Source organism: Micromonospora sp. LOL_014, from assembly GCF_048060245.1.
In the GTDB taxonomy this organism is placed as follows: domain Bacteria; phylum Actinomycetota; class Actinomycetes; order Mycobacteriales; family Micromonosporaceae; genus Micromonospora_E.
Map to the genome: position 1 here is coordinate 82,267 of NZ_JBHMIP010000016.1, position 22,598 is coordinate 104,864.

A 22,598-nucleotide genomic window follows, 5' to 3' on the forward strand; every position below is an offset into this window, starting at 1 on the left:
CGCTGGAGCCTGCCGGCCACTTGACCCGGCCGGCGAGCACCGGGAGCCTTTGGCGCATTATCTCCGGAAATCGACATCTGATTCCTCCATACATCCTCGTCCAGGCACTCTCGACAATCACTCGGGGACCCCATGGGCGCACACACGATCCGTTGTCGACACGCCTGGAGGGCCACCGATCCACTTGATTGATCGAGTAAGGTAATGGTGGCATGCTGCCGCAATCATCTTCCGCTACCCCGATGGACGAACCATGCCCGACAATGGCAAATCTGCAGGTGAAGGCCCCTCCCGACCGCATCGGCCAGTGCGGAAAATATCCGAACGGCTGGCGCTGGCCGGCCTCGTGGTCGCCATACTTGGGGTGATCGTCGCAGTGTTCGACTGGCGCTTTCCGGTCGGGCAGCAGGAGACGCCTGCGCCGACCGCGTCCCCTGGCGCCCCAGTGACGGTGCCGGCGGCCACGTCGCCCGACGCCACCCAAGGCGACTCCCCAGGCACGACCAGGGTCGAATATCTTTCCGCACTCCAAGCCCACGCTGGCACCACCAATTTGGTGGAACTTCCACGGGAGCTACGGGAGAGCGCCGGATTCGAGCGCGCAATCGTGATCAAATGCCCGAGCAACCAGAGCAATGACAAGATCACCAAGGTCACCTATCAACTTCTCGGCCGATTCGACACCTTTCAGGCGACTGTTCGGCCACATTTCGACAGCCAACCGGAGGCCCAGATGCACGTCGAGGTCCTGGTTGGCGAACGTGCCCGTGACGGTGGCCTGGTGTGGGACGTCGGCGGCAGGCAGTATCAGGCGACCGCCGAACAGCCGGGCCCGATCAGCGCGGTCGTCGAGGGCATGCAGGAGCTGGAAATCCAGGTCCAGTGCCAGTTGCCGGACGGGGTAGCGATCCTGGTGAACGCTGCCCTGCACGAATGACCGCCGCCGCCCACCGCCGCAGGTCCCGCCGCCGACCCAGTGAGCCCGATACGCGTACGTAACGTGATTGAAATGTCAGAATGCCAGCATCTGCCACGACCCAGGTCTCGATCGCTCATGGAGGTCCGGCTTGTTTCTCACCCGGCACGAGCAGGAGCGACTGCTCATCCACGTCGCAGCCGACGTGGCCTGGAAGCGCCGTGAGAGGGGCATCCGGCTCAACCACCCGGAGGCGACCGCGGTGATCACCGCCTTCCTGTTGGAAGGTGCCCGGGACGGCCGCAGCGTGGCGGAGCTGATGGAGGCCGGGCGCACCGTGCTCGGCCGCGAGGACGTGCTCGACGGAGTGCCGGAGATGCTCCCCGAGGTGCAGGTGGAAGCCACCTTCCCTGACGGGACGAAGCTGGTCACCGTACACGAGCCGATCTCCTAGGAGCGAGATTGACTGCACCTTCCGCGCCGTCGGGCACCGACGGCGGCACAGTCGTTCCCGGTGAGCTGATCCCCGGCGACGGGCCGGTCACCCTCCATCCCGGCCGTCCGGTGCTGACCCTGCCGGTGGTCAACACCGGCGACCGGCCGGTGCAGGTCGGCTCGCACTACCACTTCGCCGAGGCCAACCCGGCGTTGGACTTCGACCGGTCCGCCGCGTGGGGGCACCGGCTGGCGGTGCCGGCCGGCACCTCGGTGCGCTTCGAGCCCGGCGTCGACCGGGAGGTCACCCTGGTGCCGTTCGGCGGCCGACGGATCGTCGCCGGGCTGCGCGGCGAATGCGCCGGCGAGCTGGACGGACGCGCCCCGGCCGACGCTGCGGGCACCGGGCGCGGCCCGGCCGACCAGGCGGGCACCGGCGAGACGGGAGACACGGCGTGAGCACCCTGGACCGACGGCGGTACGCCGCCCTACTCGGCCCGACCACCGGTGACCGGATCCGGCTGGCCGACACCAACCTGCTGATCGAGGTCGAGGAGGACCGCTGCGCGCCGCCCGGCGGCGACGGCACCCCGGCGTACGGCGACGAGGTGGTCTTCGGCGGCGGCAAGGTGATCCGCGAGTCGATGGGCCAGTCCCGGGCCACCCGGGCCGAAGGGGCACCCGACACGGTGATCACCGGCGCGGTGGTGCTGGACCACTGGGGCGTCGTCAAGGCCGACGTCGGCCTCCGCGACGGCCGGATCGTGGCGATCGGCAAGGCCGGCAACCCGGACACGATGGACGGGGTGCACCCCGACCTAGTGATCGGACCGGGCACCGAGATCATCGCCGGCAACGGCAAGATCCTCACCGCCGGGGCGATCGACAGCCACGTACACCTGATCTGCCCGCAGCTGCTGGAAACCGCCCTCGCGAACGGGATCACCACCATCATGGGCGGCGGCACCGGGCCGGCCGAGGGCAGCAAGGCGACCACGGTCACCCCCGGTCCGTGGCACCTGGGCATGATGCTCGCCGCGCTCGACCCGTGGCCGGTCAACGTGCTGCTGCTCGGCAAGGGCAACACGGTCAGCGAAGAAGCCATGTGGGAACAGCTGCGCGGCGGTGCCGGCGGGTTCAAGCTGCACGAGGACTGGGGCACCACCCCGGCCGCGATCGACGCCTGCCTGCGGGTCGCCGACGCCTCCGGCGTGCAGGTGGCGATCCACACCGACACCCTCAACGAAGCCGGGTACGTGGAGTCCACCCTGGCCGCGATCGCCGGCCGGTCGATCCACGCGTACCACACCGAAGGCGCCGGCGGCGGGCACGCGCCGGACATCATGCGGGTCGCGGCCGAGCCGAACGTGCTGCCGTCGTCGACCAACCCGACCCGCCCGCACACCGTCAACACCCTCGACGAGCACCTCGACATGCTGATGGTCTGCCACCATCTGAACCCGAGCGTGCCGGAGGACCTGGCGTTCGCCGAGAGCCGGATCCGGCCCAGCACGATGGCCGGCGAGGACATCCTGCACGACCTCGGCGCCATCTCGATGATCGGCTCCGACTCGCAGGCGATGGGCCGCATCGGCGAAGTGATCATGCGGACCTGGCAGACCGCGCACGTGATGAAGGCCCGACGTGGGTCGCTGCCCGGCGACGGGCCGGCCGACAACATGCGGGCCCGGCGGTACGTCGCCAAGTACACGATCTGCCCGGCGGTGGCGCACGGCGTCGAGGGCGAGATCGGCTCGGTCGAGCCGGGCAAGCTGGCCGACCTGGTGCTGTGGGATCCGGCGTTCTTCGGCGTACGGCCGCATCTGGTGATCAAGGGCGGCATGATCGCCTGGGCGCAGATGGGCGACGCGAACGCGTCCATCCCGACCCCGCAGCCGATGCTGCCGAGGCCGATGTTCGGCGCGTACGGCGCCGTGCCGGCCGCGACCAGCCTGGCGTTCGTCGCGCCGGCGGCGATCGACGCGCTGCTCGGTGACCGGCTCGGCATCCGTCGCCGGCTCGCCCCGGTCGCTGACACCCGGCGGCGGGGCAAGGCGGACATGCCGCTGAACGACGCGACCCCGCGGATCGAGATCGATGCGGACACGTTCACGGTGCGCATCGACGGGGAGACGGTCGAGCCGGCCCCGGCGACGGAGCTGCCGATGGCGCAGCGCTACTTCCTGTTCTGACGACCGGCCGATGATGACGTGTCCCGTCCGGACCCGCCGATGAGTGGGCTTGCCACGCTGCTGGTGCTGGCCGACGGCCGGCTGCCGGCCGGCGGGCACGCCCACTCCAGCGGGCTGGAGGCGGCCGTCGTCGCCGGTCGGGTCCGCGACCTGGCCGGCGTGGCGGCGTACCTGACCGGCCGGCTCACCACCGGTGGACGTACCGCCGCCGCGTTCGCCGCCGCGGCTGCAACAGCCGCGACCGCCGCCGGGGCGACCGCCGCCGGGGCCGACCCTGGCCGGCTGGACGCGCTCGACGAAGGCATCGACGCCCGCACCCCGTCACCCGCGGTGCGCCGCGCGTCGCGGGCCCAGGGTCGGGCGTTGCTGCGCGCCGGACGCGGCATCTGGGCGCTGCCGGCGGGCGGACCCCGGGACCGGCACCAGCCGGTCGCGCTCGGCGTGGTCGCCGCCGCCGCCGGCCTCGGCCCGGCCGAGGCGGCGCTGGCGGCCGCGTACACCACCGTCACCGGACCGGCCAGCGCCGCCGTGCGACTGCTCGGCCTCGACCCGTACGCGGTGCACGGCCTGCTTGCCCGGCTCGCGCCGGACATCGACGCGGTCGCCGCCGGGGCGGCCGCCCTGGCCGACCGGCCGGTCGACGACCTGCCTGCCGGCTCGGCCCCGATCCCGGAGGTCGACGCCGAACACCACGCCACCTGGGAGGTGCGTCTCTTTGCGTCCTGAACCACACACCCACGTCCACGGCGGGTCCGCCGAACCGCACGCGCACACCGACGGGGAGGTACCACACACTCATCCTGATCCGGGGGTCGACCCGCACCCGCCCCGGCTGCCGGACGGCTCCCCCGCACTGCGGATCGGCATCGGCGGTCCGGTCGGCTCCGGCAAGACCGCGCTGGTCGCCGCGCTGTGCCGGGCGCTCGCCGAGGAGCTGCGGCTGGCCGTGGTCACCAACGACATCTACACCACCGAGGACGCCGACTTCCTGCTGCGCAACGGCGTACTGCCGGCGGAGCGGGTCCGGGCGGTGGAGACCGGCTGCTGCCCGCACACCGCGATCCGCGACGACATCTCCGCCAACCTCGACGCCATCGAGGACCTGTCCGACCAGTTGGGCACCCTCGATCTGGTGCTGCTGGAGAGCGGCGGGGACAACCTGACCGCCACGTTCAGTCGGGGCCTGATCGATCGGCAGATCTTCGTGGTGGACGTGGCCGGCGGCGACAAGGTGCCCCGTAAGGGCGGGCCGGGAGTGAGCACCGCCGACCTGCTGGTGATCAACAAGACGGACCTGGCGCCGCTGGTCAACGCCGACCTGTCGGTGATGGAGCGCGACGCCGCCGCCCGCCGGGGCGAGCTGCCGACGGTGTTCCTGTCGCTGGTGCAGGACCGGACGGCGACGCCGGTGGCCGACTGGATCCGGGGGCTGCTGCGGACCCGCGCCCAGACCCCGGCGGAGGTCGCCGGCTGATGCGGGCCCACGCCCGGCTGGTCGCCGAGGTCGACGCCGCCGGGCGCACCCGGCTGGTCCGCCTACGCGGCGAGCCGCCGCTGGTACTGCGCCGCACCGGTCCGTCGGCGGCCGGCGGCGGCGACGGCGGCGAAGTCCAGGTGCATCTGGTCGGCGCGGCGGCCAGCCCGCTCGGCGGCGACGACCTGCGGCTGGACGTCGAGGTCGGGCCGGGGGCGCGGGTGCGTCTGCGTACTGTCGCGGCGTCGCTGGCGTTGCCCGGACCCGGCGGCCGGCAGTCGACGCTGGAGATGCTGGTCCGGGTTGCGACCGGCGGCGAGCTGCGCTGGCTGCCGGAGCCGCTGATCGCCGCCGCCGGCTGCCACCACCTGTCCCGGTCGGTGGTGGAGCTGGCCGACGGCGCGGCCCTGGTATGGCGGGAGGAGCTGGTCTGCGGGCGCGACGGCGAGCCGTCCGGCGACGCCCGGATCGACACCACAGTTCGGTACGCGGGCCGCACGGTGCTGCGTACCGACCTGGCGGTGGGGCCGCACGCCGACGGCTGGGCCGGACCGGCGGTGCTCGCCGGAGCGAAGGCGACCGGTTCGGTGCTGGCGGTCCGGCCGAAGTGGGCGGCCGGCGGGCCCCCGGCAGCCGCTCCGCTCGGCCCCGGTGCGGCCCGGCTGCCGCTGGCCGGCGGACCGGCGGTGCTGGTCACCGCGACCGGTCCGACCGCCCGCGGCGTCCGCGCCGAACTCGACCGAGTTGAACCGGACCACGCCGGGGCTCAGCCACCGACGTAGGCCGCGAGGTGCTCGCCGGTCAGCGTCGAACGGGCCGCGACCAGGTCGGCCGGGGTGCCCTCGAAGACGATCCGACCACCGTCGTGACCGGCACCCGGCCCCAGATCGATGATCCAGTCGGCGTGCGCCATGACCGCCTGGTGGTGCTCGATGACGATCACCGACTTGCCGGCGTCGACCAGCCGGTCGAGCAGGCCGAGCAGCTGCTCGACATCGGCCAGGTGCAGGCCGGTGGTCGGCTCGTCGAGAACGTAGACGCCGCCCTTCTCCGCCATGTGGGTGGCCAGCTTGAGCCGCTGCCGCTCGCCGCCGGACAGGGTGGTGAGCGGCTGACCGAGGGTGAGGTAGCCGAGCCCGACGTCGGCGAGCCGACGCAGGACGGCGTGCGCGGCCGGGGTGCGGGCATCGCCGGCCACGAAGAACTCCTCGGCCTCGGCCACCGACATCGCCAGCACCTCGCTGATGTCCCGACCGCCGAGGTGGTACTCCAGCACCGCCGACTGGAACCGCCGCCCCTCGCAGTCCTCGCAGACAGTGGCGACGCCGGCCATCATCGCCAGGTCGGTGTAGATGACCCCGGCACCGTTGCAGGTCGGGCAGGCGCCTTCGGAGTTGGCGCTGAACAGCGCCGGCTTGACCCCGTTGGCCTTCGCGAACGCCTTGCGGATCGGGTCGAGCAGCCCGGTGTACGTCGCCGGGTTGCTGCGCCGTGAGCCACGGATGCCGGTCTGGTCGATCGACACCACCCCCGCGTCGGCCGGGGTCGACCCGTGCAGCAGCGAGCTCTTGCCGGAGCCGGCGACGCCGGTGACCACGACCAGCACGCCGAGCGGGACGTCGACGTTGACGTCGCGCAAATTGTTGGCGTTCGCGCCACGGATCTTCAGCGTGCCGGTGGGCTCGCGGACTGACTTCTTCAGGCTGGCCCGGTCGTCAAGGTGGCGGCCGGTCACGGTGACGCTGGCCCGCAGCCCGTCCACGGTGCCTTCGAACATCACCTCGCCGCCGGCGGTGCCCGCACCGGGACCGAGGTCGACGACGTGGTCGGCGATCGCAATCGTCTCCGGCTTGTGCTCGACGACCAGCACCGTGTTGCCCTTGTCCCGCAGCCGCAGCAGCAGGTTGTTCATCCGGGTGATGTCGTGCGGGTGCAGCCCGATGGTCGGCTCGTCGAAGACGTAGGTGACGTCGGTCAACGACGACCCGAGATGCCGAATCATCTTGGTGCGCTGCGCCTCGCCGCCGGACAGGGTGCCGGCCGGGCGGTCCAGGGAAAGGTAGCCGAGGCCGATCTCGACGAACGAGTCGAGGGTGTGCCGCAGCGCGGTCAGCAGCGGGGCGACCGACGGCTCGGTCAGATCCTGGACCCACTCGGCGAGGTCGCTGATCTGCATCGCGCAGGCGTCGGCGATGTTGATCCCGTTGATCTTCGACGACCGGGCCGCCTCGTTCAGCCGGGTGCCGGCGCAGTCCGGGCAGGTGGTGAAGGTGATCGCCCGTTGCACGAACGCCCGGATGTGCGGCTGCATCGCGTCGACGTCCTTGGCCAGGAACGACTTCTGAATCCGCGGGATCAGGCCCTCGTACGTCACGTTGATGTTGTCGACCTTGATCCGGGTCGGCTCCTTGTAGAGCAGGTCGTGCAGCTGCGACTTGGTAAAGTTACGGATTGGTTTGTCCGGGTCGAAAAAGCCGCAGCCGCTGAAGATTCGCCCGTACCAGCCGTCGACGCTGTAGCCGGGGATGGTCAGCGCGCCCTCGTTGAGCGATTTGCTGTCGTCGTACAGCGCGGTCAGGTCGAAGTCGGTGACCGACCCCCGGCCCTCGCAGCGCGGGCACATGCCGCCCAGCCGGGTGAAGGTCTGCTTGGTGGTCTTGCTGGCGCCGCGTTCGACGGTGATCGCCCCGCTGGCCCGCACCGAGGCGAGGTTGAAGGAGAACGCGTTGGGCGGGCCGACGTACGGCTGCCCGAGCCGGCTGAACAGGATCCGCAGCATCGCGTTGGCGTCGGTGGCGGTGCCGACCGTGGACCGCGGATCACCGCCCATCCGCTCCTGGTCGACGATGATCGCCGTGGTCAGCCCGTCGAGCACGTCGACCTCGGGCCGGGCCAGCGTCGGCATGAACCCCTGCACGAAGGCGCTGTACGTCTCGTTGATCAGGCGCTGCGACTCGGCGGCGACCGTGCCGAACACCAGCGAACTCTTGCCCGAACCGGAGACCCCGGTGAACACCGTCAGCCGGCGTTTCGGGATCTCGACGCTGACGTCCTTGAGGTTGTTCACCCGCGCGCCGTGCACCCGGATCAGGTCGTGACTGTCGGCGGGGTGCGGGGTGGACGGCCGCTCCCCCGACGCGGTGGCCCTGCTCATCGGATTCCCAATCTATCGAGTCTGCTGGATGCGGATCAGGTTGCCGGCGGGGTCCCGCACGGCGCAGTCGCGGACCCCGTACGGCTGCTCGGTTGGCTCCTGGACGATGTCCGCGTCGCCGGCCTGCAGCCGATCGAAGACCCCGTCGAGGTCGCTGGTGGCCAACAGGATGCCGGCATAGGTGCCCTTGGCCATCATCTCGGTGATGGTACGGCGCTCGTCGTCGGTGATGCCGGGGTCGACACCCGGCGGGTGCAGCACGATCGCGGTGCCGGGCTGGTCAACCGGGCCGACAGTGAGCCAGCGCATTCCGTCGTAGCCGACGTCGAGGCGCAGCTCGAAGCCGAGCAGGTCGCGCCAGAAGGCCAACGCGGCGGCGGCGTCGGCGTGCGGCAGGAAGCTGGAGTGAATCGTGATGTCCATGGCGGTCACGCTAGTCGCGCCGCCGGGGGCCGTGCTTCTCGATTCCTGATCGGTCTGGTGACCTGTTTTGCCAGGCAGGCGGGCATCTCCGGGCGGGCGGAGCCGGCCCGGCGCCGGTAGACGCTGGGCGGGACGCCGACCAGCTCGGTGAACCGGGTGCTGAAGGTGCCCAACGAGGAACAGCCGACCGCGAAACAGACGTCGGTGACGCTCAGGTCGCCCCGGCGCAGCAGCGCCATCGCGCGTTCGATGCGCCGGGTCATCAGGTACGCGTACGGCGACTCGCCGTACGCGCGCCGGAACTCGCGGCTGAGGTGCCCGGCCGACATGTGCACGCCACGGGCCAGGGCCTCGACGTCGAGTGGCCGGGCGTACTCCCGGTCGATCCGGTCGCGCACCCGGCGCAGCAGCGCCAGGTCGCCCAGGTGCTGCTCCTGTCTCATGCTGCCGGTCACCCGCGCGATGCTGCCACACCCCGCCGACAGATGCCGCCCGGTGCGGCCCAACCTACGGTGCGGCGGGAGCGTAGCGCGCGTTCGGCATGTGAACGACACGCAGGAAGGCGGGCAGGCGCCACGGTCGCGGCCCGCCGACGACGACGTCGCGACGCATCGCGGCGACGGCGGGACCGGTCCGACCGAACAGCATCAGGTTGAACCGGGCCGGACGGAACCGCAGCCGAACGTCGACCGGATCGTCCGGTGGGGCGAGCCGGATCCGTCCGTCACCGAGCACGACGGTCGCGGTCGGGGTGTACGCGGAACGGAACTGCACCGCGATCGGCCGTTTCGGCATTGCCCGCGAGGTGTCCAGCAGGACGCCGTAGTCGTGGTGCAGCATGCCGAGAAAGAACTGGTCGAAGTACAGCGACGCGTAGTCGTCGGGCATCGACCAGGGGCGGCGCAACACCCGGGCGATGTCCCAGCCGTGCACCAGCAGTTCGTTGACCAGGTGCGCCACCATGCCGGCGATCGGCACCCGCGCGTCACCCAGCCACTGGACGGTCTTCTCCGGCGGCAGCCGGGTGGTCGCCGCGAGGACCGCGTCGGTCGCCTCGCCGAGCAGCTCGGCGAGGCGAGCCGGGTCGCGTTCGGTGAAGTGCCGCAGCACGTAATCGTTGACGTCGGCGACGGTGTCGACGTTCGCGGCGGACAGGGCCGCACGGATGTCGGGGATCTGCAGCGGCGGCTCGTCACCCTCGACGAGGGTGACGTACAGCATCGCGATGCTCACCACATGCGCGGCGGTGTCCGACACCGTCCAGTCGCGGGTCGCCATCGCCTCCGGCTCACTGTCGACTGTCAGCAGTGATCGGAATCGGTCGGAGGAGACACTCAGCGCCGTCCGGGCGAGGGTCCAGCGGTCGACGGGCACGACGAAGCTCATCCGGTGATCGTGGCACCGGCAGCATCGACAGTGTTCCTTGAAGTTGCGCGATTCAGGCGCGATTTCCGACGAGCCGGCCCTGGCCGGTGTCGCGCCTGGCGACGACCCGGGCGAGGGTGCGCAGCATGGTACGGATGAAGCAGTCGAAGCCACGGTCGGGCAAAATTCGCCGGGCCGCCAGGATCACCTTCGCGCCACGGCCGACGGGGTAGCGGGTCCGTGGCCGGCGAGCACGGACCGCTCTGGCGACGGCGGCGGCGACCACCGACGGCGGCGATGCCGGGCCGCCGTCCTCGACCGCGAGGATGACCGCGCCGAGTGCGACCTGATCGGCGTACGGGCCGTGCCCCGAGGTGGCGAGGAGATGCTGGCCGGCGATGGCGGGCCACTCGGTTTCGACTTCGGCGTCGCGCACCCGGACCTGCTCCGACTGCTGCAGTGGCACACCCTCGAACGTCCCGGCGAGCTCGCCCGGATGGAGCAGAACCACCAGACGACGCGACGCAAGCTGGCCGCCCTGGCCGAGGCCCAGGCCGCCGGCCGGGTCGACGACACGCTCCCGCCCGCCGAACTGCTCGCCGTCGTCCTCGCCGTCGCCCGGGCTTACGACGATCCGGCACCGACTGTCCACCGGCCCGCAACATCGGCACGAGTGTGCCGGGAACCAGCGAGGCCATCGCGCCGACTACTCCTATCGAACGCCAGGACGTATTATCGACCTACATCTATCTGGAGTCCTCGTGCCGCGACCCCGCATGCTTGCCGCCGTCCTCGCCGCGTCGATCGGACTCACCACAGCCTGCAGCGCGGACTCCGGTGGTGGCACCACCTCGACGACGTTGCGGATCGGGTTGGGCACCGAGTCGGGTGCACTGGACCCGCACGCGTTCACCGGCAACTTCTTGCTCCTCGACGCCATCTACGAGCCGCTGGTCAGCTACGGCGAGGACGGGCAGCTGGAGCCGGGCCTGGCCGAGTCCTGGACGGTGACACCGGACGGCCGGCAGGTGAGCTTCGACCTACGCGACGACGTGCACTTCACCGACGGAACGCCGGTCGACGCCGCGGCCGTCAAGTGGAACTTCGACCGGTGGGTGGGCAACGAACGCTTCTCGTTCATCCGGGCCTCGCAGATCGTCTCCGCTGTGGACGCCCCGGACCCGGACACCGTCGTACTCACCCTGTCCGAACCGTACGAGCCGCTGCTGCAGGAGATGTCGATCGTCCGTCCCGTCCGGCTACTCAGCCCGCAGTCCGCCGGCACCGACGGCACCTTTCAGGACCCGGTAGGTACCGGAGCGTGGATACTGGTGTCCAACGGCGCCACCGGCACAGTGCTGGAGCGCAACGACGACTACTGGGGGCCGAAGCCGAGTCTGGAGCGGCTCGAGTTCAAGGTGATCCCAGATTCGCAGGCCCGCGTCGACGCGCTCACCAACGGGGAGATCGATCTGATCGGCGGTGCCTACCTGGCCCCGATCACGCCGGTAGAGGCGCAGTCCTTGCGCGAGCGGGCCGGCGTACGACTGCTCACCGGCGCGGCCGACGTCTCGATCCTGCTCGGGTTCAACCCCGAAGGCCCCGCCGGCGACCGGGCGGTGCGGGAAGCCGTCAGCCGGGCGATCGACACCGAGGCCCTGGCGACCGCGTTGTTCCTGGGCCATGCGGAACCGGCCCGCCGGGTGTTCCCGCCGAACGTGCCGGACTCCGGGACGGATCTGCCGGTCGCCTTCGACCGGGCTGCCGCAGAGGAGGTACTCGACGCCGCCGGCTACCTCCGCGAAGGGGAGATCCGGACCCGCGACGGGGAGCCGCTGTCGTTGCGGCTGCTCATTCCCGCCGCACCGGCAGAGGGGCAGCTCGATCCGCGCACCATGGCCGCCGCGATCGCCGACGCCCTGCAGGAGGTGGGGATCGGCGTGGAACTGGTCCCGGTCGATGCCGCCGTCTACTACGACGAACGCGCCGAAGGCAGGTACGATCTGACCTTCTTCGAGACCCTCGGCGCACCGTACGACCCGTCCAGCTCGGTCGTGTCCCTGTTCACCAACGGGGCGCGGGCGCCACTGTGGGTGACGCCGACCATCGAGGACCTGGTCGACAAGGCGCTGTTCGCCGCCGACCCAGCCGCTCGCACCGAGGCCTATCAGGACCTCTACGAGGCGGTGGCCGCCGACACCGGGTTCGTCCCGTTGGTGTACCGGCCCCGGCTCTGGGCGGTGCGCGACGAGGTGAACGGCTTCGCGGTGCCGCCCACCGACGTGGATCTCGAACTGACCGGGGTCACCGTCGGGTGAGCGCGTCCCTGCGGCCACGGTCCGTCGACGGCCACCTCTTACGGTGGACCGTCGACACCGTCGGTGTGCTGCTCGCGCTGTCGGCCGGAACGTTCGCGCTGGTGCTGCTGGCCCGTGGCGATCCCGCCGCAGTGCTGGCGGCCACCCGGGCCGGCCGGCCGGCGACGCCAGAGCAGGTCGAGGCCGTCCGCTCCGAACTGGGGCTGGACGCTCCCGCCCCGGTACGGTACCTGCGCTGGCTGGCTGACGCGAGCACCGGCGACTTCGGACTGTCGCTGCGGACGAATCTGCCGATCGGCCCCGAGATCGCCGACCGGCTGACCGTGACGGCGGGCCTGGTGGCGGGATCGGTCGTGGTGGCCGTCGTGGTCGGGATGACCGTCGGAGTCGCCGGGGCGGTGGCCGGGCGGGGGCCGCTGCGCGGGGTCCTGCGGGTCGGGGCGCTGCTGGCGACGTCGGTGCCGGCGTTCTGGCTGAGCTACCTCCTGGTTCTGCTGCTGGCCCTACGGTGGCAACTGGTGCCGACGTCAGGCATGGCCGGTCCCTCGACCTGGGTGATGCCGATGGCGGTGCTCGGGCTGCCGGCGGCCGGAGTGCTCAGCCGGGTGGTGGCGGTCACGTTACGAGAAGCGATCGACCGGCCGTACGTACTGGCGGCGATGGCCCGGGGCAGCGGGCCACTGTCGATCGTGCTTCGCGACGGGCTGCCGAACGCGGCCGGGCCGATCCTGTCCGTCGCCGGGATGATCGTCGGCGGCCTGCTGGTCGGCACGGTCGTGGTGGAACAGATCTTCGGCTGGCCCGGTCTCGGGGCGTACTTCGTCCACGCGGCCGCCACCCGGGACGTCCCAGCTCTGCAGGCCAGCGCGCTCGTGCTCGGCGGAGGCTTCATCCTGGCCAACCGGCTCGCCGACGTCGCGCAGGTCCTCGTTGATCCCCGGTCCCGTCGGACCTCCGGTGTCAACACCGACGTCACGGCGTCCTCGTGGAGTCGGGGCGGCGGGCACCCGCACCGGGCCAAGTCGGAGACCGGATGACGGTCGTACGCGGTAGGCGGAAGATCCCCGCGCCGGTCCGGACGGCGCTGGTCGGCCTGCCGTTGGCCGGGTTCGCGGTCGTGGGGCTGCTGGCACCGGCGCTGGCACCGGCCGACCCGGCGGCCAACGATCTGGCGGCCAGCCTGCTGCCACCATCGGCGGACCATCCGCTCGGCACTGACCAGCTCGGCCGCGACCAGCTCAGCCGACTCCTGCACGGCGCACGAATCTCACTCGCCGTCACGGCGGCGGTCCTGGCGGTCTCGATGACCGTCGGGGTGCTCGCCGGCACCGTCGCCGGATACCTTGGGGGCTGGGTCGACCGGATCGTCGCCCGGATCGTCGACATGGCGGTCTCGTTGCCGGGAATGCTGGTGGCGCTGGCGGTCATCGGCATACGCGGCCCCGGTGTGGAGAATCTCGTCGTCGCGATGTCGCTGTGGGCGTGGGCCCCCTATGCCCGGATCGCCCGCGCCCGCGTCGCGGGTCTACGGGCCAGCCCGCACCTGGACGCGCTACGGCTGCTCGGCGCCGGCCCGGTGCGCGTCATCGGCCGTCATCTGCTGCCGCCCGCCCTCGCCCCGTGCCTGGTCTACGCCAGCACCGACGTCGGCTCCATCGTGCTCGGCGTCGCCACGCTGAGTTTTCTCGGCCTCGGCATCCCACCACCGCAGGCGGAGTGGGGCCAGATGCTCATCGAAGGCCGGCCCTACCTGGCCTCGGCCTGGTGGCTGGCCTACCCGCCCGGCATTGCGATCACCGCCGTCGTGTTCGCGAGCAACCTGCTCGGCGAACGGCTGGCGGTCGGCGACGAACGGCCGTCGGTGCTGCGCTGGGTCCTTCCGTCCCGGCTGCGCTTGCCGCGCCCCCGGCGACCGGCACCCGGAACGCCGGCCACAGCCGAGTCGAGGAGATCAGCCGAGTCGAGGACCACGGTCGACGACGACATGCTGCTGCGGGTGCGCCACCTGTCCGTCGCCTATCCACGCGACGGCGGCATCCGACGCGCCGTCGCCGACGTCTCCTACGCGGTACGCCGCGGCGAGACGCTGGCGATCGTCGGCGAATCCGGCAGCGGCAAGACCACCTCGGCGTTGGCGCCGTTCGGTCTGCTGGACCCGGACGCGTTCGTCACCGGTTCCGCGCTGCTGCGGACCGGATCCGAGGCACGTGAACTCGTCGGACTCACTGTTCAGCAACGCCGCCACGTCAACGGCCGCCGGGTCGGGGTGGTCTTCCAGGACAGTCTCGCCGTATTCGATCCGCTGCGCAGCATCGGTGCGCACGTCGACGAGGCGGTCCGCAACGCGGGCGGCCGGGGTCGGCGATCCGCGGTCCGCCGGATCAGCGAGGAGCTGCTGCGCCTGGCCGGTCTGCCCGACCCGGCGACGGTCGCCGGCCAGTATCCCCACCAGCTCTCCGGCGGAATGCGGCAACGGGTCCAGATCGCCGTCGCGATCGCGGGTGAGCCGGAGCTGCTCGTCGCCGACGAACCGACCTCCGCGCTCGACGTCACCGTCCAGGCACGGCTGCTCGACCTGCTCGGGCAGCTCCACGACGAGTTGCGCATGGCCATGGTCGTCGTCAGCCACGACCTGGCGGTGGTCACCCGGCTGGCCGACGCCGTGGCCGTGATGTACGCCGGCCGGATCGTGGAGTACGGGCCGCTCGACTCCGTGGTCCGTCACCCCGACCATCCGTACACCCGGGGTCTGCTCGACGCCGTGCCGCGTCCCGGTGTGGCACCGGGCACCCGGTTCCGCACCATGCCGGGACGCTCCGGTGCCGGGCCGGACGACGCGTCAGGTTGCGCGTTCGCTCCCCGGTGTCCGATCGCCGTAGCCGGATGTGGGCACGAGCAGCCGACTCTGCTGCCGGTGGAACCCGGCCCGGCGCACCGGTCGGCGTGCCCCCGTACCCGTGCGGCCGGAGCGTCGCCGCCCCTTCTGGCACTCGGCGATCTGGACGGAAGCTGACCGATGCTGCAGATCGAACAGCTCACCGCCGACCACCCCCGGCGGCACGGCCGGGGCCGGCAGAGTGTGGTCGAGGACGTCACGCTCCGGGTCGCCGCCAGCGAGATCGTCGGGCTCGTCGGCGAATCGGGCTGCGGCAAGACGACCCTCGCCCGCGTGGTCACCGGACTGCACCGGCCCCGGGCCGGATCGGTGCGGTTCGACGGCGCCGACGTCCACGCCCTGCGCGGTCGCGCGCTGCGGGCACACCGGCGACAGGTCCAGATGGTGTTCCAGGACCCGTACCTGACCCTCAGCCCCGCTCAGACGGTGCGCCAGGCCCTCGCCGAGCCACTGCACATCCACCGGATCGGCAACGGCCGGTCCCGCGCCGCACGGGTGGACGAGCTGCTCGACCTCGTCGGGCTCGGTCCTGCGGTCGGCGGACGCCGGCCCCGGCAGCTGTCCGGCGGTCAGCAGCAACGGGTGGCGATCGCCCGCGCGCTGGCGCTGGGACCACGCTTGCTGGTGTGCGACGAACCCGTCACCGCGCTCGACGTATCGGTGCAGGCGAAGATCCTCAATCTGCTGTGCGATCTGCGCGACCGGCTCGGTCTGGCCTGCCTGTTCATCTCCCACGACCTCGCCGTCGTCCGGCAACTCGCCAACCGCGTCGCGGTCATGCGGCACGGCCGCATCGTCGAACAGGGACCGACCGGGCAGGTCACCGGCGACCCGCGCCACCCGTACACCCGGGCGTTGCTCGCGGCGACCCCCGCCATCGACCTCGGCGGCACCGACCGGTCTTGACGTCACGCGTCCGGCCCGGCCGGCTTGTCGTAGACGGTGACGTGGGTGCCGGTGCCGAGGTAGGGCTGCCGACGCCAGCCACCCCACCGGTGTCGACGGCGCAGGCCGGCGAGGCGGGCCATCAGGTCGAGTTCGGAGGGCCAGGCGTAGCGCATCGACACCGGGGCAAGCCGCATGCCGTCGTTGCTGATCAGGATGTGCTGTCCGTCGAAACGCTGGTCGACGGGGTCGTGGCGGACCGCGACCAGGCGGACGTGGTCGTGGTCGACGCGGTGGGCGTCGACGCTCTGCTGCCGCTGGTAGCGGGCGAGGTCGGGCACCAGACACTCCAGCACGAACAGCCCGCCGGGCAGCAGCCGCCGGGCGACGTTGGCGAAGCACCGTACCTGGTCCTCCTGGGTCATCAGGAAGAAGAAGGTGGTGAAGACGACGAACACCATGGCGAACTGATCGTCGGTGCCGGGATCGACGTCGGCCATGTCGCCGATGGTGACAGGAATCCGGTCACCGCCCGGTTTGGCCCGCATGCGGGCCACCATCGCCTCGGAAGCGTCGATGCCCCGCAGATCGATTCCTCGACCCGCCAACGGGATCGTGACCCGGCCGGTGCCGACGGCCAGTTCGAGGACCGGGCCGACCGGACCGTGCCCGATCAGGTCGGCCAGGCAGTCGACGACGTCGGTCGGGTCAAGGTCGGCGTGCCACTCGTCGTAGACGTCGGCGTTGCGGTCGCCGTAGGTCTCCGGTCCGTACGTGCTCATGGGGCTCCTGTCCGGGTCTTCAGTCCAGCGGTCGCATCTCGTGGGTGACGGTGCCGGCGGCGGCCAGCGAGTGGTAGAGGCCGATCTCGGCGGTGGACCCCTCGGCCATCACCAGGGCGGTGCAGCCGCGTTGGTCGGCGAGGTGGACGATCCGGTCACCGGCCTGGGCGGTCGGAAAAAACTCCGGGCCCCCGGGGAACAGCGGTAGCCGCTCGGGTCCGCGCCAGCCGGCGAGTCGGCCCGGCGCTGGTGGGTGCAGGAACGTCATGCCGTAGCCACGGTCGGCGCCCAGTGGGGCGTCGAGCAGCCGGGGCCGGCGGCCGAGCGCGATGTCGGTCACCGCGGCGTACACGTTCACTCCGAGCGACCGGCACATCATCTCCCCGATGACCGCGCCGGCGATCCGGCCGTTGATCTCCACGACCTCCGGGCCGGCCGGAGTGTGGGCGAACTCGGTGTGTGCCACGCCGTCGGTGAATCCGACCGCGGCGAGGACCTCGCCGATCCAGGTCGCCAGCCGGTCCGACTCGGCCGGCGGGAGCGCGACTGGAAAAGCGACGGCCTCCTCCCGACGGACCGGCTCGGGGGTGTGGATGTGCACGGCGATCCCGAGCAGTCTGGTGTGCCCGCGCCAGCTGACGGTCTCGGCGCTGTACACCGGGCCCGGGAAGTACGGTTCGACCACCAGGTGTCGACCAATCAGGGCGGCGTCGGCGACCTGGCGGGCGGTCCGGTCGCGTTCGGCGTCGTCGCGGACCAGCCACACCGACCGGGACGAGGTACCCGCCGAGTCCTTGACGATCACCGGGTAGCCGGTCGCCGCGACCGCTCCGACAACCGCCTCTCCGGCGGGCTCCACGCGGAGCGCGTCGGCGCGGCTGAGCCCGGCCCGGTGCAGCAAAGTACGGACCTGCGCCTTGTCCCGTAATCTCCGCGCCATCTGTGGCCCGAGCGTGGCCAGGCCGTACCGGGCCGCCAACGTCGCCCCGGGCAACATCCACGTATCGGTCGAGTTGACCAGGCCGGCGAGGTCGGGCAGTCGGTCAAGGGCGGCGGCACAGGCGGCCACATCGGTGGTGTCGACGTCGATCACCGTCACGTCGTCGGGTCCGAGCCGGTCGAGTTCGTACGCGTAGACCGACCGGTCACCGGTGAGCAGGCACAGCCGGTGTCCGCCCTCGGCGGCGGCGTCACGCAGCCGGGTGAGGCCGAACGTCAGCGACTCCAGCGACACGATGGTCACGTCCCCGCCTCCTCGGCCCGCCGGGGACGCGTCGCCTGCACGGGACGGCTCGCCTGCACGATCAGCCGCTGCGCGTGATTGTCGTACGGTTCACCGGCGAAGCCGCCAAAGCAGGTGATGCCGGTGAATCCGGCGGTATCCAGCATGGCGCGGATCTCGGCGGCGCTGTAGACGAACTGTTCGAAGTACGCGTGCCGGGCGGTGTCGCCCCGGATCAGGGTCCAGTCGCTGCGGAACCGGGTCCAGTCGTCCAGGACGGTATCCCGCATGACCAGGTATCCGCCGTCCACCTCGACGATTTTCGGGGTTCCCGCCCACCGGGCGAAGATCTCCTTGCTGAACAGGTCCAGCAGCAGGCGACCGCCCGGCACCAGGCTCTGCCAGGCATTGCGCAGCACGAGCTGATTCTGCGCCGGATCGGTGAAGTACCCGAACGAGGTGTACATACTGATGATCAGGTCGTAGCGGTCCCGTTCCACGAACTCCCGCATGTCGGCACGGACCAGACGTACCGGCACGCCGGCCTGGGCACTGGCCCGGTCGGCACGGTCCAGCATCGCCGCGCTGAGGTCCACCCCGGTGACCCGGGCACCGCGTGCGGCGAGCGGGACGGCGTAGGTGCCCGGACCGCAGCCGAGGTCGAGCACGCTGGTCCCAGCCGTGACCTCCAACAGCGGAGAGGTCGCCACCCAGCTCCGGGCCTCCTGCTGACGGTGCGGGGCGAACAACGCGCCAGCGAAGTCCACCCAGAACCCGTCGTCTGCAAACCACTCCATCGGCAGCTCCGAACTCGCGCGACGACTGACGCCTTACAGGTCGCTCGACGATGTACGGAAGTTCCCCGTTGATCGAAGAAAACTGACCACTCACGCAACGGGGTAGAGCACAGGAACCAATCCGCCTTCCGGCGCGACCAACCTGTCAGCAGAACAACTCGACACGCCTCCACACCGGATCGACAGGAGCCTTCCACCAAGACACGCACATCCACCAGGGACAATGCGACAAACGTCAGAGGAGCGATCAGCCCATGCCGTCCACGGGCCCGTCGACGACCCCGCCACCGGTGCACTCGCACGTCACCGACGCCATCAAGGCACCGAGCCTCATCCGCCTGTCGGACACCATGGTCCTGGCCCGGTTCGAAACTCTGAAGGTCTACGCCGCCCTCGGCGCGGTACGGGCGCTGCTGGCGGCGGGGACCGTCCGCCCCGGCGACACTCTCGTCGACAGCTCCAGCGGCATCTACGCCCTCGCGCTGGCCATGGCCTGTCACCGGTACGGACTGCACTGCCACATCGTCGCCTCGACCACGGTGACCCCGACCATCCGGTCGCAGCTGGAGATCCTCGGCGCCACCGTGCACCAGATGCCCGTCGAGAGCGATCTGCGACTGGACCAGCACCGACGGGTGGCGCTGGTAAAGGAGTTGCTGGGTGCCAACCCCGGCATGCACTGGATGCGCCAGTACCACGACCCGCTACACCGACTCGGCTACGCCGAACTGGCGGCCCTCGTCCGGGCCGCCGTACCCCAGGTCCCGCTGACCGTCGTCGCCAGCGTCGGCACCGGCGCGTCCAGCGCCGGGCTGATCCAGCCGATTCGCTCCCACGAGCCGTCGACCCGACTCGTGGGGGTCCAACCGTTCGGCAGCGTCAGCTTCGGCAGCGAACAGTTTCCGGATCCGGACGCGATCATCGCCGGGATCGGCAGCGCCATCCCCTTCGACAACATCCGCCACGAACTGTACGACCAGGTGCACTGGATCGGCTTCCGCCATGCCATGGCCGGCACCATCGCGCTGATGCGGTCTCATGCGGTCTTCGCCGGCCTCTCCACCGGCGCGGCGTACCTCGCAGCGCGGTGGGAGGCCCGACGCCACCCGGAACGGGTGCATCTGCTGATCGGAGCCGACACCGGCCATCGGTACGTCGACAAGGTCTTCGCCCGCCACCGCGAAGCCCTCGACATGGAGACGTTGGAGCCGGTGGAGATCGCCTCTCTCGACGAGCTGGCCCCGCCCTGGTCGACCATGCCGTGGGCGCGACGTGCCCATCCGCCGTCAGCCAGCCAGGACCTGCGCCCCGCCGCCGTCACCGCCGGCCCAGGAACTGACCGGACCGCAACCGACCGGACCGCGTCGGCCGGATGAGCGCGGCTAGGAACCCTGCGGCGGTACGCGGCGTCCCAGCCATCGCCCGACAGTGAGCACCAGCACCGGAAGGACGACGCACTGGGCCGCGACGAACAGCCAGAAGCCGGGCAGGAACCCGCCGCGTTCGAACGCCCCGTACACACTGCCCCCGGCGACGCCGCTGAGGAACGAACCGACCCCGACCGCGAGCCGTTGCTGACCGAAGGCCACCGTCGCCGACCTTCTCGACCCCGCCAACGCTTCGAGGTCGTTTTTGAGGAACAACACGGCGCTGCCGACGCTGATCGCGGCGACCCCGCCGACGACCGCCGGACCGTTTCCACCTGCGAACGCGGCCATCCCGGTCGCCAGGGCACCGAATCCGATAGCCATCGCCGCCGGGTAGCTCATCCTCCCCACCCGCTCGGCGACCATGGGCTGTACCACCACCAGGCCGAGCGAGTAGCCCATCATCGCCGCCCCGAACAACAGGGTCGCCATCCGGCCCTGGGCGTAGCTGGAGAGGTACTGGTAGAACTGCATGTGCACGTAGAACGACACGGCGGTGACGACGAACGGCAGCACCGCCACCCCGTGCAGCATCCGCCGGAACGGCTCCACCGGTGGTGCGTCGGCGACCCGCCGCTCCCGGCGGAGAAAGACGTGACCGAGCGCCACACCGGCGTACACCGTCGTCACGGCAGCGAACATCACGGCCGGACGGTGCACGAACAACGCCCCCACCACCGGCCCCACCGCGATGCCGAGGTTGCCTGCAGCGTTGCCCGCCGACACCAGCCGGGGTCGCTGCTCGTCGCCCACGTCGTGCAGCAGATAGCTGCGGTACGCCGGCGAGTACAGTGATCCGCCGCCGGAGATGAGCAGCAGGCCCACGACGGTGAGCATCGGGACCTGCTGTCCCGCGAGGAACGCCGCCCCACCGAGGCTGTACAGCAGCAGCGCGGCGACCAGGGACCGTTTCAGGCCGATCCGCTCGGCCACCGCGGCGGTCGCCGGAGCACTGGCGAACTGCACCAGGGTCGCCGACCCGAGCACCACCCCGACCTGCGCCATGCCCACGTCCAGGCGTTCCCGCAGCAGCACAGCCAGGTACGGATAGATCGAGAACGAGCCGACGTTGACCAGGAATCCGCCGATCAGCACGGCCCACTGGGCGCGGGTGAAGGCGCGCCCGCCCGGTGCCGGCCAGCGACGGGTGTCTGCGGCCGCGCGGGGGGTGGCCGGTGCTGTCATCAGTCGGCCGACCCGCCGCCGGACCGGACGCCGACTCCGGTCGACGGGTCGACGACGCCGACGGCGTGCTGGTCGGACGGCAGCACACCCAGCCCTGGGGCGTCGCCGAGGACGATCCGCCCCTGGTCGAGGCCCAGGCCCCGGAACGGGGGATCACGCAGCAGGAACTGGCTGTCGATGTCGATGCGGTCGGCCAGCGGCGCCAGCAGGGCGGCCTGACTCAACGCGAGTTCCGACTCGCAGTTGCAGCTGAGCATCACCGACAGACCCGCCTGGCGGGCGGCCTCCATCACCCGTCGGGTGGCCCGCACCCCACCGGACTTGGCCAGCTTGACCACCACCCCGTCGGCCAGGCCGGCGGCTGCCCGGGCACTGTCCACGTCGGTACAGCCCTCGTCCAGGAAGACCGGCAGCCGGTCGGGCAGCTCACGGTAGCGGCGGTACGCCTCGACCGCGTCTCTCGGGAACGGCTGCTCGACGAGCTGGATGTCGAGGGCACGCAGGGCCGGGGTCAGTTCCTGCGCGGTCCGCAGGTCCCACGCCTCGTTGGGGTCGATCCGCACCGGCAGGTCGGTGACCGCGCGGACGGCGGCCAGCCGGTCGAGGTCCTCGGCGCCGCGCACCTTGATCTTGAACGCGCCGACCGGCGGCGCGTTCGCGACCAGCTCCAGGGTCTGCGCGACGCTGCCGAGCCCGATCGTGTACCCGGTCGGCTCGGGCATGGTGCGCGGTACGCCGTACAACTGCCATGTCGGCACGCCGGCGGACCGGCCCACCCAGTCGTGCACCGCGCCGTCGAGTGCCATCCGCGCGCCGACCGGTCCGTCCCAGTCGGCCACCCGGTCCAGGACCCGGTCCGGATCGGACAGGTCCGGGCCGAGGACGTCTCTGCCGTGTTCGGCGACCGCCGCGACGACCTGCTCGACGGTTTCGCCGTGCGCCCAGGCCGGTGTGCCCTCACCCAGGCCGGTGACGCCGTCGTGGACGACGGCGACGAGGCAGGTGTCCGTCGAGTCGTAGGAGTGCTGTGAACTCCGGAACACCGTCAACAGGCGCAGGGTCATCCGACGGACGTCGAGCTCCATGCGGATCAGCTTGTCACGCACCACGCCGATAATCCACGGTTA

21 protein-coding genes and 1 pseudogene are annotated in these 22,598 nt (G+C 71.3%); 13 read left to right on the forward strand and 9 right to left on the reverse strand.

The annotated features are described in order from the left end of the window. Positions 1-253: 253 nt before the first annotated feature. The 7 genes from ACFHW1_RS15930 (at position 254) to ACFHW1_RS15960 (ending at position 5,799) form a co-directional block, all read left to right on the forward strand. On the forward strand, positions 254-937 hold the full coding sequence (locus ACFHW1_RS15930; protein ID WP_416556759.1) for a hypothetical protein: 684 nt from the start codon (positions 254-256) through the stop codon (positions 935-937). A gap of 130 nt (positions 938-1,067) precedes the next feature. Continuing rightward, positions 1,068-1,370 (forward strand): urease subunit gamma, encoded by a 303-nt coding sequence (locus tag ACFHW1_RS15935; protein WP_123601150.1) that lies wholly within the window; start codon positions 1,068-1,070, stop codon positions 1,368-1,370. A gap of 8 nt (positions 1,371-1,378) precedes the next feature. Continuing rightward, complete coding sequence (locus ACFHW1_RS15940) at positions 1,379-1,810, forward strand: urease subunit beta (protein ID WP_416556760.1); 432 nt, start codon at positions 1,379-1,381, stop codon at positions 1,808-1,810. Continuing rightward, complete coding sequence (locus ACFHW1_RS15945) at positions 1,807-3,543, forward strand: urease subunit alpha (RefSeq protein ID WP_416556761.1); 1,737 nt, start codon at positions 1,807-1,809, stop codon at positions 3,541-3,543. The genes ACFHW1_RS15940 and ACFHW1_RS15945 overlap by 4 nt, the downstream gene beginning before the upstream one ends. Positions 3,544-3,582: 39 nt before the next feature. Next, entirely contained in the window at positions 3,583-4,269 is a 687-nt protein-coding gene (locus ACFHW1_RS15950; protein WP_416556762.1) for an urease accessory protein UreF, read from the forward strand. Continuing rightward, positions 4,259-5,017 (forward strand): urease accessory protein UreG, encoded by a 759-nt coding sequence (gene ureG, locus ACFHW1_RS15955; RefSeq protein WP_416556763.1) that lies wholly within the window; start codon positions 4,259-4,261, stop codon positions 5,015-5,017. Before ACFHW1_RS15950 ends, ureG begins: the two co-directional genes overlap by 11 nt. After that, positions 5,017-5,799 (forward strand): urease accessory protein UreD, encoded by a 783-nt coding sequence (locus tag ACFHW1_RS15960; protein WP_416567719.1) that lies wholly within the window; start codon positions 5,017-5,019, stop codon positions 5,797-5,799. The genes ureG and ACFHW1_RS15960 overlap by 1 nt, the downstream gene beginning before the upstream one ends. On the opposite strand, the gene ACFHW1_RS15965 is transcribed toward ACFHW1_RS15960, so the two are convergent. The 4 genes from ACFHW1_RS15965 to ACFHW1_RS15980 all read right to left on the reverse strand — a co-directional run bounded on the left by ACFHW1_RS15965 (position 5,784) and on the right by ACFHW1_RS15980 (position 9,980). Continuing rightward, positions 5,784-8,171: an ATP-binding cassette domain-containing protein gene (locus tag ACFHW1_RS15965; protein WP_416556765.1), complete on the reverse strand. Its 2,388-nt coding sequence runs from the start codon at positions 8,169-8,171 to the stop codon at positions 5,784-5,786. The genes ACFHW1_RS15960 and ACFHW1_RS15965 overlap by 16 nt on opposite strands. 12 nt (positions 8,172-8,183) lie before the next feature. Continuing rightward, complete coding sequence (locus ACFHW1_RS15970) at positions 8,184-8,594, reverse strand: VOC family protein (RefSeq protein WP_416556766.1); 411 nt, start codon at positions 8,592-8,594, stop codon at positions 8,184-8,186. A 5-nt stretch (positions 8,595-8,599) separates the two neighbouring features. After that, positions 8,600-9,037 carry a helix-turn-helix transcriptional regulator gene (locus ACFHW1_RS15975; protein WP_416615680.1) on the reverse strand — a complete coding sequence of 146 codons (438 nt, stop codon included), beginning with the start codon at positions 9,035-9,037 and terminating at the stop codon, positions 8,600-8,602. Between the two features lie 64 nt (positions 9,038-9,101). Then, a complete protein-coding gene (locus ACFHW1_RS15980) occupies positions 9,102-9,980 on the reverse strand; it encodes a maleylpyruvate isomerase N-terminal domain-containing protein (RefSeq protein WP_416556767.1) in 879 nt (292 codons plus the stop codon). 364 nt (positions 9,981-10,344) lie between these two features. Between ACFHW1_RS15980 and ACFHW1_RS15985 the strand changes: the two are divergent. The 5 genes and pseudogenes from ACFHW1_RS15985 to ACFHW1_RS16005 all read left to right on the forward strand — a co-directional run. Next, positions 10,345-10,557: pseudogene (locus tag ACFHW1_RS15985) on the forward strand (hypothetical protein); the annotation flags it as partial. Between the two features lie 163 nt (positions 10,558-10,720). Then, entirely contained in the window at positions 10,721-12,277 is a 1,557-nt protein-coding gene (locus ACFHW1_RS15990; RefSeq protein ID WP_416615670.1) for an ABC transporter substrate-binding protein, read from the forward strand. Continuing rightward, entirely contained in the window at positions 12,274-13,314 is a 1,041-nt protein-coding gene (locus ACFHW1_RS15995) for an ABC transporter permease (RefSeq protein ID WP_416556811.1), read from the forward strand. The genes ACFHW1_RS15990 and ACFHW1_RS15995 overlap by 4 nt, the downstream gene beginning before the upstream one ends. Further along, positions 13,311-15,290 carry a dipeptide/oligopeptide/nickel ABC transporter permease/ATP-binding protein gene (locus tag ACFHW1_RS16000; protein WP_416556769.1) on the forward strand — a complete coding sequence of 660 codons (1,980 nt, stop codon included), beginning with the start codon at positions 13,311-13,313 and terminating at the stop codon, positions 15,288-15,290. The genes ACFHW1_RS15995 and ACFHW1_RS16000 overlap by 4 nt, the downstream gene beginning before the upstream one ends. Positions 15,291-15,293: 3 nt before the next feature. Next, positions 15,294-16,079: an ATP-binding cassette domain-containing protein gene (locus tag ACFHW1_RS16005; RefSeq protein WP_416556770.1), complete on the forward strand. Its 786-nt coding sequence runs from the start codon at positions 15,294-15,296 to the stop codon at positions 16,077-16,079. A 2-nt stretch (positions 16,080-16,081) separates the two neighbouring features. Here ACFHW1_RS16005 and ACFHW1_RS16010 read toward each other — a convergent pair whose 3' ends face one another. The 3 genes from ACFHW1_RS16010 to ACFHW1_RS16020 are packed head-to-tail and all read right to left on the reverse strand — an operon-like array spanning position 16,082 to position 18,859. After that, complete coding sequence (locus ACFHW1_RS16010) at positions 16,082-16,840, reverse strand: class I SAM-dependent DNA methyltransferase (RefSeq protein WP_416556771.1); 759 nt, start codon at positions 16,838-16,840, stop codon at positions 16,082-16,084. Between the two features lie 19 nt (positions 16,841-16,859). Next, positions 16,860-18,083, reverse strand: a complete 1,224-nt coding sequence (locus tag ACFHW1_RS16015; RefSeq protein ID WP_416556772.1) for an ATP-grasp domain-containing protein — start codon at positions 18,081-18,083, stop codon at positions 16,860-16,862. After that, positions 18,080-18,859, reverse strand: coding sequence for a class I SAM-dependent methyltransferase (locus tag ACFHW1_RS16020; RefSeq protein WP_416556773.1), 780 nt, complete (start codon positions 18,857-18,859; stop codon positions 18,080-18,082). Before ACFHW1_RS16020 ends, ACFHW1_RS16015 begins: the two co-directional genes overlap by 4 nt. 254 nt (positions 18,860-19,113) lie before the next feature. Here ACFHW1_RS16020 and ACFHW1_RS16025 point away from each other — a divergent pair, with 254 nt between their 5' ends. Beyond that, positions 19,114-20,235: a pyridoxal-phosphate dependent enzyme gene (locus ACFHW1_RS16025; RefSeq protein WP_416556774.1), complete on the forward strand. Its 1,122-nt coding sequence runs from the start codon at positions 19,114-19,116 to the stop codon at positions 20,233-20,235. Between the two features lie 6 nt (positions 20,236-20,241). On the opposite strand, the gene ACFHW1_RS16030 is transcribed toward ACFHW1_RS16025, so the two are convergent. After that, positions 20,242-21,471 carry an MFS transporter gene (locus tag ACFHW1_RS16030; RefSeq protein ID WP_416615671.1) on the reverse strand — a complete coding sequence of 410 codons (1,230 nt, stop codon included), beginning with the start codon at positions 21,469-21,471 and terminating at the stop codon, positions 20,242-20,244. After that, entirely contained in the window at positions 21,471-22,577 is a 1,107-nt protein-coding gene (locus ACFHW1_RS16035; protein ID WP_416615672.1) for a mandelate racemase/muconate lactonizing enzyme family protein, read from the reverse strand. The genes ACFHW1_RS16030 and ACFHW1_RS16035 overlap by 1 nt, the downstream gene beginning before the upstream one ends. Positions 22,578-22,598 lie beyond the last annotated feature (21 nt).